12 protein-coding genes are annotated in these 14,418 nt (G+C 46.7%); 1 reads left to right on the top strand and 11 read right to left on the bottom strand.

Annotated features, from left to right (window positions below; all coding sequences use genetic code 11):
- Positions 1–45: 45 nt before the first annotated feature.
- From CLV42_RS09805 to CLV42_RS09835, 7 genes are all read right to left on the bottom strand, one after another.
- Positions 46–2,172, bottom strand: a complete 2,127-nt coding sequence (locus CLV42_RS09805) for a TonB-dependent receptor plug domain-containing protein (protein ID WP_106601727.1) — start codon at positions 2,170–2,172, stop codon at positions 46–48.
- A gap of 34 nt (positions 2,173–2,206) precedes the next feature.
- Positions 2,207–3,229, bottom strand: coding sequence for an HmuY family protein (locus CLV42_RS09810; RefSeq protein WP_170117451.1), 1,023 nt, complete (start codon positions 3,227–3,229; stop codon positions 2,207–2,209).
- A 248-nt stretch (positions 3,230–3,477) separates the two neighbouring features.
- Entirely contained in the window at positions 3,478–3,795 is a 318-nt protein-coding gene (locus tag CLV42_RS09815; RefSeq protein WP_211303421.1) for a DUF6686 family protein, read from the bottom strand.
- A 412-nt stretch (positions 3,796–4,207) separates the two neighbouring features.
- Entirely contained in the window at positions 4,208–5,239 is a 1,032-nt protein-coding gene (locus tag CLV42_RS09820) for a hemin-degrading factor (protein ID WP_106601729.1), read from the bottom strand.
- A 3-nt stretch (positions 5,240–5,242) separates the two neighbouring features.
- Entirely contained in the window at positions 5,243–6,091 is an 849-nt protein-coding gene (locus tag CLV42_RS09825; RefSeq protein ID WP_170117452.1) for a heme ABC transporter ATP-binding protein, read from the bottom strand.
- The gene (locus CLV42_RS09830; protein WP_106601731.1) at positions 6,088–7,146 is read right to left on the bottom strand and encodes a FecCD family ABC transporter permease; all 1,059 of its coding nucleotides are present in this window, start codon (positions 7,144–7,146) and stop codon (positions 6,088–6,090) included. The genes CLV42_RS09825 and CLV42_RS09830 overlap by 4 nt, the downstream gene beginning before the upstream one ends.
- Positions 7,147–7,286: 140 nt before the next feature.
- The gene (locus CLV42_RS09835; RefSeq protein ID WP_245901579.1) at positions 7,287–8,129 is read right to left on the bottom strand and encodes a heme/hemin ABC transporter substrate-binding protein; all 843 of its coding nucleotides are present in this window, start codon (positions 8,127–8,129) and stop codon (positions 7,287–7,289) included.
- A 502-nt stretch (positions 8,130–8,631) separates the two neighbouring features.
- Here CLV42_RS09835 and CLV42_RS09840 point away from each other — a divergent pair.
- On the top strand, positions 8,632–8,883 hold the full coding sequence (locus CLV42_RS09840; protein ID WP_089828543.1) for a hypothetical protein: 252 nt from the start codon (positions 8,632–8,634) through the stop codon (positions 8,881–8,883).
- A gap of 8 nt (positions 8,884–8,891) precedes the next feature.
- Here the strand turns inward: CLV42_RS09840 and CLV42_RS09845 are convergent, their stop codons facing one another.
- From CLV42_RS09845 to CLV42_RS09860, 4 genes are all read right to left on the bottom strand, one after another.
- Entirely contained in the window at positions 8,892–9,761 is an 870-nt protein-coding gene (locus CLV42_RS09845; RefSeq protein WP_170117453.1) for a DUF4249 domain-containing protein, read from the bottom strand.
- Positions 9,762–9,770: 9 nt separating this feature from the next.
- Complete coding sequence (locus CLV42_RS09850; RefSeq protein ID WP_106601733.1) at positions 9,771–12,410, bottom strand: TonB-dependent receptor; 2,640 nt, start codon at positions 12,408–12,410, stop codon at positions 9,771–9,773.
- A 20-nt stretch (positions 12,411–12,430) separates the two neighbouring features.
- Positions 12,431–13,387: a FecR family protein gene (locus tag CLV42_RS09855; protein WP_106601734.1), complete on the bottom strand. Its 957-nt coding sequence runs from the start codon at positions 13,385–13,387 to the stop codon at positions 12,431–12,433.
- Between the two features lie 424 nt (positions 13,388–13,811).
- A complete protein-coding gene (locus tag CLV42_RS09860; protein WP_106601735.1) occupies positions 13,812–14,339 on the bottom strand; it encodes an RNA polymerase sigma-70 factor in 528 nt (175 codons plus the stop codon).
- Between the last annotated feature and the right edge of the window lie 79 nt (positions 14,340–14,418).

A 14,418-nucleotide genomic window follows, 5' to 3' on the forward strand; every position in this document is an offset into this window, starting at 1 on the left:
GTGTTGTTAACAGACAAATATGGATCGTATATCGCATGATTGTATTTATTTAAACATTCGCCATTTCAGCCCTACCATCAGTATCCGTCCCGGTTGTCCTGGCATCAGCATATCAGTATAATTCATCAGGTTATCCGCTGTTAACTGCACGGATAAATGATTGTTGCAAAATTTCTTTTCGAGAGAGGCATACAACATCGCGTAGCCTGCGATGAACGTATCATACCTGTCCAGGAAACGGTTGTTGTTCGCGTCATCATACCCGGCCTTACTCCTGTAGGTAACACGGAAAGTAGCGTTGATGCCCCAGGGCGCATATTCATAGAATATCCGCGCATTAGCCATATGCCTGGATCGGTTCTCCAGCCCGATATAGTCACTTACCTTTGATGTAGTGGTTTCACCGGTATTACTGTTCCTCACTTTATTGTAAGGATAACCTCCTGCACGGATGGAATCCATCACACCCCGGTCTTTGGCATACAGCAGCTGGTATCCTGCGGAGATCTCAAGGCCTGTTAAAGGGCTTACAGATACTCCTGCTTCTATACCGGCGGTATACGACCTGTCAAGATTGATATAGGAATAAACAGGTTGATAATTGGTTCTTGTTGCTACCTGCACTGTATTAATAAAGTTGTGCAGGTTATTGTAGAAAACATTCACATTCAGTTTTATGGCAGCATGCGGCTGCACACTGATGCCGGCATTATAAGACACGGATGTTTCCGGTTTTAATCCAGCACTGATATTCTTTGCCACGGGCCTTACTTCACTGATCAATCCTGCCGCCTGCATTTCCGCTAAAGTAGTGGCCACTTCCTCTACCCCCAGCACGGTATAACCCGCCTGTGGATTCGTAAAGACCTGGTACCGCTTCTTAAAGTCAGGCGTTTTATAACCAGTACCTACAGCCGCTTTTAATATGATCTTATCAGTAATACTGTAGCTGATGCCTACACTGGGATTTAATCTGCCGCCATAGTAATTATGATGGTCATAACGTGCTCCGGCGCGTGTAGTCAGCTTGCTAAATACCGTCCAGTCCACCTGTAAGTAAGCATACTCACTATGCATGTCATTACCGCCGTGAAACTCCGTATCATCCATACGTTCCAGGTTAATGCCTGCTCCGCCGGTAAAGGATAACTTATCCACAGGCGTATACAATACCTGCTCCTCAAAGCGGTGAAAGTATTGTGTGAATTCATTGTCCTTCAGCGCTACCTGTTTACCGGTACTTACATCCTGGCTGGAACTGTAGCGGGTAAGATAGTACTGACTGTTTAGCCGGAACTTACTGCTGAAAGCAGATTGCAATACAGCGGATGCATTGACATCACTTTCGCTCAGTACATCTTTTGTGCTGTTTTGTGTCTGACCAGTGCCATACACTGATTCATTCAGTGATTTACGCAAAGCCCATCTGCCGGAGAGGAACAACTGCTGACTATTACCAACGCGATAGCGCAGACGTGATTGCAGACTATAGCTGTCATAAGGCGGCGCAGTTGCTCCTCTGCGCAGATAGCTGTTTACATTATAGCCATCAGTATGATAGTAGTTGCCGGACAATGAAAGGGAGGCCTTCTCTTTTGCAAAAGGCAGCTCACCTTCCAATGTGGCATCCTGCGTATTTTGTGAACCATAGCGCACAATAGCCTGTGCCTGCGGTGATGTGATCTTCTGGCGGGTGATAATATTCACCACACCTCCCAGGGCTTCACTTCCAAATAAACTGGAAGAGGCCCCCTTTACGATCTCTATTCGTTCAATGTCTGAAACAGTGATACGTGACAAGTCAAAGTTCCCCGCATTTCTTCCGATCATGGGCTGTCCGTCTATCAGGATCAGGATGTAATCGGAACTGAAACCCTGCATCTGCATCCCAATAGCACGGGAGCCGGCTGCAATATCATTCACGATGTTCACACCGGTCTGTTCCCGCATTACTTCATCCAGCCTGCGGCTGCCCATCATGTCCAGTGTTTTCCTGCTGATGACCGTTACCGGCATGGCGGCTTTGCTGGTAAGAGTTTCCAGGCGTACCGCTTTCACCTCCACGCCACGCAGGGATTTCGCCTTAGTTGCAGTATCAGTCTGCGCTGTAGCCCATTGAGCGCCAACACATGATAGTATGATAGTAATGCACAGTTCCTTTCCGGTATACATGGGTTAAAATGATAGTACGAATGATCGATTCTTTTTAGCTTGCCGACTTCACCAGTTTGTATTCAATAACAGGGTATCCTCTTGTACCTCCATCATTCAGGCCCATGCTGACAAATTTCAGTTTATAGTAGTTGCCGTTGGCATCCTTTACGATGTAGTAGAAGTTCTTATAGATACCATTACCGGTAGTGGCTCTCCAACTACCGCCGATAGCATCGCGGGTAGATACAAAGGTCTGCGCTGCGATATTGGCTGTTGTGAAATTGTTATAGCTTACAGTATTGCTGTCTACTTTCGCAGCGGTCACACCTGCATACTGATTGATCACTACAAAGTCAGAGAAGAAATAAGGAATAGTAGCAGTATAGTAAGCAGCATAAGACCAGGCAATATCCCATTGCGTTTTCTTAGGCTCCACGTTTACAGTGGCGCCATTGTCCAATGAGAAGAAGGTAAAGTTATAATTGTTATCCTTGCTGATATTGGCAGTCTTGATAGTTGTTTCTTTCAGCTTTGCATACTGTAAAGTATAACCATCGCCATTGCGGGTAACCAGGATCTTGTACCAGGTAGCAGGATCTGCGGCAGAAGCACTCTCTGGTTTCACCAGGTAAACATGATTAGCGGATGCAGTAGCAGCTACCTCAGCGATCGCCGTCTTCGTCAGATCACCAAATACATCATCGATCATGCTCAGCGTACCTGCCCCCTGACCAATAGCCATACTCACACCTGCGGTATCACCAATATTGACAGTGCTGATATCTGTTTTGTTCAAGGCAACAGCACTTATGGATGTAAAGCTATTCAGTATAACACGATATGATGATCCGCTATAAAAGCCGAGTGACCAACTGGCACGTGCTCTTGTCGCTGTCGAATCTGCACTGAAGTCCACGTAAACGGTATTAGGGGAACCAGCACCACCGCCTCCATCCAACGTCAGTTGAGCACCATCTGAGGGTGGTCTCACCACGGTGGCATCCTCGTCTTTGCTACATGCACTGAATAATCCTGTTCCAATAGCAAGTACGAGAAAAAGTCTGCTTAATTTCATAGTCATCTTTTGTTTTGAATTGTTAGAGCAATAGGTCCCCTGCCGCAGTATTGAATCAAGACAATACAGCGGCCCATGCGGATGCATTACCAGTGTTTAAATAAAATATGTATACGGTATTACACGAACTACATCGGAGTTTGTAGTTATTGTATAATATTGGCGGAGTAATAATACATGCAAAGAAAGCATGTAGCGGACAAATAAGTTTATCTATTCAGGAAAATGATTTACGCGAAAGGGAAAATCTACCTGAGCAGTTCATATACCTGTTGGAGTAATATGGCTTCACTCATAGCCTCTTTCATGTTTCGCCATTCCTGCTGAGTGAAGGTGAAACTGATATCCCGGCAGGGAGAATGCACCACTACCCGCTCTTCTCCGTCGGGAAATGTCATAGAGCAATCATGAAAGTCCTGGTGTTCCAATGTTTCATAGAATAGCTGGAAATCCTGTGGTGTGAAATTAAGGACCAGGTTATTATGCCAGATGTATACTGTCTGGCAATTCGCACAATGGCTGATGTGGGCTTGATCCTTCTTGCACAATGTTCTGATATCGCACATAATGTTTTAGTTACAAACACGGAGCTCCTGGCGGAGTATTGTGTCTCATTAAAAATGTTTGGGTATGTCTCAGTAAGCGCCGCATACCTGCGCCGGCAGCGGCTGCTTTCACTGAGCCGTTTTCTTAGGATAGTAAAAAACTTGGGAGCTGACAAACAATGGATGTTCGCAGCATTATATATCAATCAATCACTCTTTACGCAATTCAAAAATAGGAAGTAGTATGAAGGAAGGATGCTCGAATGAGGAAAACGATTTGTCTATTAGGGAAAATATCGGAACGGGATGGATGCATCACGGCGTATATTACGTTCCAGGATTATCACCCTATCTCCGGGGTTACACCCCGCGCTACAAACAAAAAGGCTCCTGACGGAGCCTATCGACGTTTTGTTAAATGTATGACTGCATACTACAGCTCCGCTGCCAGCATACGCCATTCTTCCAGTTCAGGGTTACCTGGTTTACGTTTACCGAAGAACTGTGCAATCATTTCTCCTGTTGCATCAAATACTTCCAGTGATGTTACAATACCATCAACGGAAGGTTTCTCAACAACCCAGCATTGTGTGATAACATCTGTTCTAAGGTGCAGATTAAAATCTTCATCCATGACATTGATCCAGTTCGGAATGGCAACGATCTTCTGTACAGGACCTGTATGAATTTCAATATTGCCCGGATTACCGACAAACACCATGATCTCCAGTCCGGTGGCAGCAGCACTTTCCAATAGCGTTTTCACACAATCATTATTCACGCGGCGTGCAAACTTACCTTCTGCTAATTCCAACGCACGGACCCTGGAAAGTTTATGTTTCATCAGCAAAGGGAAGAAATCATGCGTATCCTGTAATGCCGCCCAGCCCTGCAGGAAGGCGTTCTTATCTGCATCTTTATCGTTATATACGGGAGCAGGCGGCGGAGGTGCTATCGTAATAACAGTCGGTTGTTCCGCAGCAGTGAAGTTTGCTACTAATGCATCCCAGGCGGTTAGGTTGGTTTGTTCTACAGCATAGATCTTCATGATAGCAACACCCTGCGCATCAAATATCTGAAGTGACTTTTTGAAGCCAATAATATCGTCCGTTTCTATAGCAAAACCATATTTCCAGCGGGAGAAGAACATACGTAGATCAATGTCTTTTCCTAACACAGTGCCCACGTGTTTATTCCCTGTATCTACTATCTCAAAAATACCTTTGCGTTCTATCACACAGTTTTCATTGCGTGTCAGCACCATTACTTTTCCCAGCGCAGGCATAGCCTGTATCAGTGCAGGGAATTCATTCTTCAGGTGTCTTACAGTACCACCGGTGCAGGCAGCTACCAGCTCGCCTTCACTGACTTGTAACTGGCTGGCAGCATCACGGATCCTTGTTTTCGGATGTTGTTCACGAAAAGCCTGCCATTGTTCTTTTAATGTAGTCAGAGTTGTGTTCATGTGTTACAATACTTTTAATGCCTTTAGGGCAGGTGATTGAAATAAGCCACCGGTAGCGGCGGTAACCACCAGCGGATAATGACAGTGCGGATGTTCCAGTACGGCTACATCCACACCGAAACAGTTTTTGATATGAGCAGATGTGAGGATCTCCTCCACGGTTCCCTGTGCATATACACGACCATCTTTCAGCAGTAGCAGCTTGCTGGCATAAGCAGCAGCCAGCTGAAAGTCGTGCAGCACAGCTACCACCAGTACGCCGCTGGCAGCCAGTGTAGCAGCCAGTTGCAGTGACAATTGCTGATGAAGGATGTCCATCCCGGTTACCGGTTCATCCAGCAGTAACATTTTCCTGCCGGTATAGTCGGTGGCTTGTAAGTCGGGCGCTTCCAGCAATTGCGCCAATACACGCGCCATCTGTACGCGTTGTTTTTGTCCGCCGGATAATGTAGGATATGTCCTGTCACGCAGGCTTTGTATCTGCATTATCTTTAAGGCATAGGTAATGATCTCTTTGTCTGTGGCGGAAAGATGGGCGTTATAGATATAACGGCCCATACTCACCACCTCTTCCACAGTGAATGGCTGGTTTAATGTCAGCTGCTGTGACAACACTGCCCTGGTGTGGGCTTGCGCTGCTATGGGTAATGACTTTAATTCCTTTCCCCCTATCATTACACTACCCTGGTATTGCATATATTCTCCCGCTATTACTTTCAGCAGCGTAGATTTCCCTGCACCATTGGCGCCCATGACCACGTACAGCTCTCCGGCTGCTGCTTCCAGGCTGACGCCCTGCAGGATCTTTATTTTACCGAGTGAGAGCGATATATCTTTTACACACAACATCATGCAGGTATAGTCCTTTTTTCCTTGATAATAAGCCAGAGGAAGAATGGTGCGCCTATTACAGCGGTAATAATTCCTACCGGCAATTCCGCAGGGGCTACAATGGTACGGCATAACAGGTCGGCCACTGTCAGCAGGACTGCGCCGGACAAAGCAGCCCCTGGTATCAGTATCCTGTAGTCGGGCCCCGTGAACTGCCGTACGATATGTGGTACGATCAGTCCTATAAATCCGATGATACCTGCTACCGCTACGCCCGCTGCTACCGCCATCGTTGCAAAGATGACGAGCAGCGATTTGAGCCTTGGCACTTTCACGCCACTGTGCATCGCTTCCCGTTCACCCAACGCCAGCAGGTTCAGCGCAGGTGCCAGGCGGGGTAGCATGATCAGCGGAATGATAACAAAGGGAGCTACCCCTGCTACCGTCTGCCAGCTGGCGCCTCCCAGGCTGCCCAGCGACCAGAAAGTAATACTGCGTAGCTGCTCGTTGCTGGCCAGGTAGGTCATTAAACCGGTAACAGATTCACATAATGCTCTCACCGCAATACCGGCCAGCAGCATGGTGGAAATAGCTGCTTGTCCGCCGGTACGGGCAATGCGGAAAATGAATAAAGTAGTGATGACCGCTCCTGCAAATGCAGCCAGGTTCAATACATAAAAATTCAATACCGGCACATGCTGAAAAACAGGTAGCGCGCTTTGTACAATGATCATCACCACAGCTGCCATAGAAGCGCCTGAACTGATACCTATCAGACCCGGATCTGCCAGTGGATTCCGAAACAGTCCCTGCAGCGAGGCGCCTGCCACTCCTAATCCGGCGCCTATTAATACGCCTAGTATCACCCTCGGCAGACGGATCATCCACAATACGCCGGGCATGTTCTCCTCATAGGCAACAGGCAGATGAATGCCTGCCTTATTCAACAGGATGGCAAGTACCTGCATACCTGATATATGCATGGCGCCAGTACCGGTTGCCAGCAGTATCACCATGATGAGCAATACACTCAGTATAGTGATGCTGCTGACGCGTTTTATGTTTGTTATATTCATTATTATTTATTCACGAAACATGTCCCCCCGGGTTTGCAACCCGGGGCTACAAACAGGCGACTCCTACAGAGTCGATTGACGGAGAATAATCACTTTTGTTATAAACATGCATTCATCTCTTACGGAGTCAAATGTGGTTCTCATGAGTTCAACTTTCCTGCAAGTTCCTGCACAGCCTGTATTACACGCGGTCCGAAACCTGTCAGCAACTGACCATCCATTACAATTACTTTCTTTTGTTTACCTGCTGTTGTTGCTGCGATGCCCTGTACTTTCAACAGGCCATCCACACCACCCATGCTTTTTAATCCATCATCAAACATGAGGATCACATCCGGATTAGCAGTCACCAATGCTTCAGGAGTCAGTGGTTTGAAATCATTGAACCCAGTAGCTGCGTTCTGTGCACCGGCCAATGCGATGATCTTATCGAGAGGTGTTTCTTTACCTGCTACCATCATCGTACCGGCGCCACGGGCATAGATGAACAATACTTTTTTAGGTTGAGATTTAACATGTAATGCCTGCTGCTCTTTATCCAGCTGTTTTACCAGTACAGCGCCTTTTTCCGGCACTTTCAGGGCAGCTGCAACTTCTGTGATCAGTTTTTTAGTGCCCGCTACTGAGAACTCCTGCTTCAGCAGCACCGTTTTTACACCTACATTTTTAAACTGTTCAATCACTGCCGGTTGAATAAAATTATCAGTAGCCAGGATCAGATCGGGCTGTAGTGCCAGTACCGGTTCGGCAGAAATATTCCGGTTATGTCCCACCTTTGCTACTTGCTTCATGCTGGCAGGATAAGTGCTCGTTACGTCCACACCTACCAGGGCACTTTCAAACCCCAGTGCACATACAATCTCGGTAACCGCGCCGTTCAGGGATACGATACGCTTAAAACCCTGCGCGCTAACATTCGTCGCTGCCAACAGGCAGACAGCCAATGACACGATCAATGATCGTATCCGTATATGATTCATCATAATCTGATTAAAGTAAGAATGACAATAATAATGTTGATAAGAGAAATGAATGGTTGACCCTACCCGGGGTTTGGGCCAACCATCGCTTACCATGAGCATTTTACTCCGCCATGCTCCGGCAAGAACCTACATAAGTTTCGCATACAGGATGCCGGGAAGTCAGGTATGGACAGACTAAAGGCCATTACGGAACTTCACAGTGATCCGGTACAGGTTACCAGTAATTAAATTTTAAAAAGTATCACTATCAGCCTTGATATGATATATAGGGATATATCAGAAACGGACTGACAGGTGCGGCGGAGTAATTGAGTGATGCAAATCTATGTCATAGAAATGTAACGAACTAATCGGATCGGGAAAATTTTATGACAATCTTTACGCAAAAGGAAATATCTACGTCTTTCAATATTTCATGGGAGGAAGTTCGCGATGGGGTTAAACTAAATGCTTTGTGCTATTGTTAAATATACATTACCTATCACCGGAAAAATTTAAACCCATGGATTGGGATGAAATACTGAATCCACTATCGCCATACTATCAGAGTGCGATGCAGGAACAACAACAACTTGTCAATCTGCAGGACGGGCTCATATCAGCTGCCAGAGAACTGATGTCATCCGTTTACCCGCAGATCTATCATCTTGAATCGGCCGGATACACAGAACTTGAAAACACCATTATTTCAGAATGTGTGAAACTGTCGTGTAAGCTGAACGATATTATACTGAAGTACCAGATAGAAAAATAGCCACTGTACTATTCTATTGCGAACGAAAGCCTTCTGGCATTCACCCCTCCAAGAATGCCATACCCGTTTTTCACATTGGAATAGACATTCACAGGATCCGTTGAGAAATCAATCCGCTCCTCCAATCGTTGTGAATACGTTCCATCAAGGTACTTGTAGGCTCCTCTGGTCAACCCGCTGACTTCCACTATCATGTGAGAAGCTGTTATTTCTTTGCTTGTCTGCAACACAAAGAGCACCTCCTTTCCATTGATACGTTCATCCGTCAGCAGCACTTCGCTGTAATATTCATTACCGATGATGTCAATGAAGTTATTGTTGAATGACGGGTCCAGGCGGAACTTTACCGTATCATGTTTCAGGGGCACGATCTCTCCATTTACAACATCCGCATTATATACGCGGATCCTGTAATAATTCTTTTCTGCGATATTATCTTTCAGAGAGAACTTTACCCTGTTGGAGGCCTTTTGTGCAGAGCCATCCCTGACATCTGCCGCAGGTGGCGTGCTATCTGTTGCTGCAACACTGGCAAGGCCGCTATAACTCACACTCACCGTATATTCTTTGCCAACTCCCGCCACGCCTTGCGATACGTAATATCCCCTTCCGTTGATCACCCTCCATTCCGGTGCAGGCAGTGTCTTCCCGTTTTCCTGTAGCACCACAGCTGCGCCCTGTAATTCCGGGAACCGCAGATTACCGTATTCCTTTACCGGCTTACTTTTGGTCACGCGTATATATATGAGACTGTCCGGCTGTATCAGGCTGTTCAGCACCACCTTATCCCCATCATAAGGAATCGGGATCCGTGATTCTTTCTCACAGGCCGTCATTACAATGACCAGCAATATTGCATAAAATGAAAATGGACGCATACGTTTCATTTAAAATTTAATTGCATAGGTTACGCTTGGCAGAATAGGCAAAATGCTGATCTGTGCCAGGTAACGTTCCTGCTTTTTTGTATCAGTAACGATATAATAGGAAAACGGATTCGGCTGATTATACGCATTATACAGACTGAATGTCCAGCTCTTTGTCCACAGCTTTTTCTTTTTACTGTAGGTCGCGCTGAGATCCAACCTATGCATGGATGAAGTACGGTATTGATTCCTGTTGCCAATATGATCCAGGATAGGATCCCTCTGTGGTGGATCATAAGGAGACGCATCTCCTGTCCCCTCATAACTTGCTGTTGGCAAGGTCAATGGTAGTCCTGTAGTATATTCCCAGTTGGCAGACAGTTCCCAGCGTTTACTCAGCCGTTGTGTAAACACTATTTCAATATCATGCCTGCGGTCATATTTATAAGGGAAAGACTTGCCTCCATTCACAGAGGGAAATTTCCTGTCAGACCAGGACAGGGTATAACCGATCCATCCTCTTGTTGTCCCTTTTTTCTTTTCCAGCATGATCTCTCCTCCATAACTACGCCCCTTACCAACAGCTACCTCATCATCCCAGTTTTTACCCGCACCATCAAATGGTGATACATACTCGCTGTATTCTATTACATGATCCATGGTCTTATAATACACTTCTGCAGACATGGTATACATCCGGTGGCGGCTGCTCTTTACAATACCTATTGATCCCTGACGGGAGAACATTGGTTGCACCTTTCTTGTAGACGGTACCCAGAGATCTGTCGGCAGACTGGCATTGCTATTGGAAAGCAGGTGCAGGTACTGGGTCATATGTGTATATGATGCCTTGACAGTCCATCTGTGTGGCAACTGATATCTGAGCCCCAATCTTGGCTGTATTGAATGATAGAAACGCCCATCCACCAGGAAGCCGGAAGCATGTATACCAGCATTGATCCGGAGTGCCTGTGTTGCGCTCCATTCATCTTCTGCATACAACAAGATCTCCTGTCCGACGGAAGCGCCGTTATCGTAAGTCGTATCCAATGATGGCTGTTCGCCACCTTCATCTTCAAACAGTGATACGCCCGGGTTAAAAATGTGCGTAATAGCACCCATCCCAAACTTGATAGTATGATTGGGTTGCGGCCTGTATTCAAAATCAGCCTTTACAACAACATCCTGTATGCTGGAATAATATTTTCCGTACAATCTGCTCGTGTCTGCAGTATTTATAGGCTTATAGTTATAATTATATTCCGTAGAAAAATAGTACTGCGAATAATTGGTGGTCAGGTTGCCAAACAGTTTCGGACTGAAAACATGGTTCCAGCGCAGGGTACCGGTGTAATTACCCCATAAGAACTTAGAGTGGCTATTGCCCAAATAAGCACTGGGATTGATCGTATCCAGCGGCCGTTCTTTCCATGTTAAATTCAGCTTGTCCTGCCCTATGTAAGCACTCAGGTACAAACGGTCTTTTTCGGAAAAGATATGGTTCACCTTCAGATTAGCATCGTAGAAATACACATATCCTTTACTTTCCGGTCCCTCAGTGTCCTTGGTCTGTACCAGATCATTCAACAGCATGTCGGTATGTGAACGGCGGCCAGACACCACAAAGGAGGTCTTACCTTTTTTAATCGGGCCTTCCACCATCGCCTTTGCCGCAATCAGCCCGATAGCGGCTTCTCCATGAAACTGCTGCATGTCGCCGTCTTTCAGTGAGATGTCTATGATAGACGATAACCGGCCTCCATAACGGGCGGGGAAGGCTCCTTTATAGAACTCCGCGCTCTTCACAATATCAGGGTTGAACACAGAGAAGATCCCGAATAAATGTGACACGCTGAAGATGGGTGTACCATCCAGCAGTACCAGGTTCTGATCCGGACTTCCACCTCTTACATTCAATCCTCCGCCACCATCTATGCCTCCCGATACACCCGGCAGCGCTCCGATAGCACGCATCATATCTGCTTCACCCAGCAGACGAGGCATCGATTTCATCTCCGCCGGCGACAGGCTTAATTTACTCAGGGGCACCTGGTCATGCTGACGGAGCGTATCTGTCACTACCACTACTTCGGGCAGGCTGTTTTGCGACTGCAATGGCACAATCACGGGTTCGCTCTGAGATTTCCTCACCGGTAATTTACCAGGTTTATACCCGATGTAGCTGACCTGTAAACTAACCGTATCCCGGGGTAATGTGAGACTAAAAAAGCCAAACTGGTTGGTGGTGGTGCCAACACGTTGTATCGGGGAATAAACAGTTGCCCCGATCAGTTTTTCACCAGTGGCGTTATCCTGCACATATCCACTGATCGTCTGTGTAGGCTGCTTCTTAAAAGTGAGTACAATCTGATCGCCGATACGGGCAAATTGGATATCGAAGGGTTTAAAAATGTCTTCCAGGGCTTTCTTCAGGGGCTTGTTCTGTACATTCACCGTTACCAGCGGAGACAGGTCAACAACGTTTTTGCTGTAAGAGAAATGGATGCCATATTGTTTCTCCAGTATTATACATATTGTTTCAAGCGGCTGGTCCTTTACTGCCACACTGACCCTGGTACGCCAATCCCACCCGGAGGATGCATGTACAGGAATACAGATCAGCAATGTTCCTAATAACATCCTACCAAACAGCGACATCATTCTTTTTAATGTTGTAAAAATTATTCTTCATGCTTCTTTAATATTATGACGGTGTCTTTTTTCCCTATCTCTGCATTGGTCATGAAAGCGATAGACGCCAGCACATTCTCTGCCGTTTCGCCTGTAAAAGTAGCTGTTACCGGCAATTGCAGCAAGGCAGCATCTGCGCTAACATTTACATGATAAATTATTTCAATGGTCTGCAATACTTCCGATAAGGGGGTATCTGCAAATACCAGCTGCTGTTTCGTGGCATCTGCCACATGTGCTGCGATCCTGAAAGGAACCTTTTCTTCCTGTTGTTCCAGCAGCATACCTGCCGACAGTATCACACTATCCTTGCTGCTTCTGTCTGTCACCATGATCTGTCCCGTATCCACATGTATGCGCAACGCGCCTTTTTTACCGGTTGCTACATCCACCATAAAACGGGTGCCTAACACTTTTATGGTCCTCTCTCCCAGTTTTATTATAAACGGGCGAGTGGCATCCGGCGTTACATCAAAGATGGCTTTTCCTTCCAGAGACACTTCCCGCTGCCTGCTGCCGAAGCCCGTCATTACCAGCAGCTGAGCCTTCTCTTCCAGTTGAACAGTGGTACCGTCTTTCAGTTGCGCCAGTACCGGTCCTGTAAACCGTTGTGTGCGACTGTTACGGGCCGTCAGCCATAAGAGTCCCGCTCCCGCAGCAAATAGTATCACGGCTGCTGCCGCCCACCACTTACGCCATCTGTAGGTGACCACCTTTCCGCCCATCCTGGCGTTCAGGGATTGCCAGGCACGTTCCGTGTCAGCAGGTGTCACTACTATATGGGGCTGTTCCTCCAGCAACTTTTCAAGTGCTGACAACAGCCCGGGGTGATCAGGATCACTTTTCAGCCAGTCGTCCACCCACTGGCGTTCAGCTGTATCAGCTTCATCCAGCAGATATTTACATAGCAAGGCGTATAACGCCTCATCAGCATACAGTTTAGTCATCGAACAGTTTGTAGTATTTAAAACAGATGAAAGCAGGCAAAAGCACAACAAGGCTTTCTTACGGTAACAGACGCAGGCTATAGCAGGTTTCCCCTATCGGGTATGCAAATATTCGCAAAAATTATAAAAGATAATTCCGGGAAACAAAACGCATTGGTACTCCGCCAGCAATCCCCTTGCCCCCATGAGGCTCCCAATGATACCCCGGCCCCGGCATCCCTGATGATTGTTATACAAAAGTGACATCATCGCTTGTTCTCTGCCTCTTCTCTGCTAAGTCTCTGCTTCTTCTCTGCTTGTTCTCTCCCGTTTTTTTGGTCAAAATAGTATCAGTAGCCTATTATTTTCAACACACATGTATGCAGTGTCAACAGCAGTAACCGGCTCAGATCTTCCCCGAAGGGGTAAAATCATTCCGCACAGATCATAACAACAGCACGTGGAGGTATTCCTTCAGCTCTTTATGCATGATTTTCAATGCCTTTCCCATCTGATTTTCCACGGTTTTCACGGAGATATTCATCACATCTGCTATTTCGGCGTATTTTAATTGTTGCTGCCGACTGAGTATAAATACTTCACGGCAACGATCGGGCAGCACTTCCAATGCCCGGTGATACATCCGTTCCAGCTCCCAGGCGGGCGACTGTGCCTGCCCACCGGCCGCATGCAGATCGCCGGCTACCTGCTCCTTTTCCTGCCTCACCGTTTCCTTCCGCCAGTTACTGATAGCGGTATTCCGGATGGCAGCAAACAGGTAAGATCTCATAGCCCCCGTAACATCAATGGTTTCCCGTTTCTCCCACAACCGCAGGAACACCTGCTGCACTACTTCCTCGGCCTCGTGGAGGTCGCCGGTGTAATGCACCGCAAATGCCAGACAAGCGGCATGATGGTCTCTAAAGGTATTTTCAAATGTACGACGGTCCAGCATTGGTATGTAAGGCGCCATAAAGATATAATATATACCGGGTTTTATTGTGTTATCTCCTGACTATCATTCTTTCCGTGTATTCAAACCGGGAGGAATG

This window comes from Chitinophaga ginsengisoli (assembly GCF_003014595.1).
GTDB classification, from domain to species: Bacteria; Bacteroidota; Bacteroidia; order Chitinophagales; family Chitinophagaceae; genus Chitinophaga; species Chitinophaga ginsengisoli.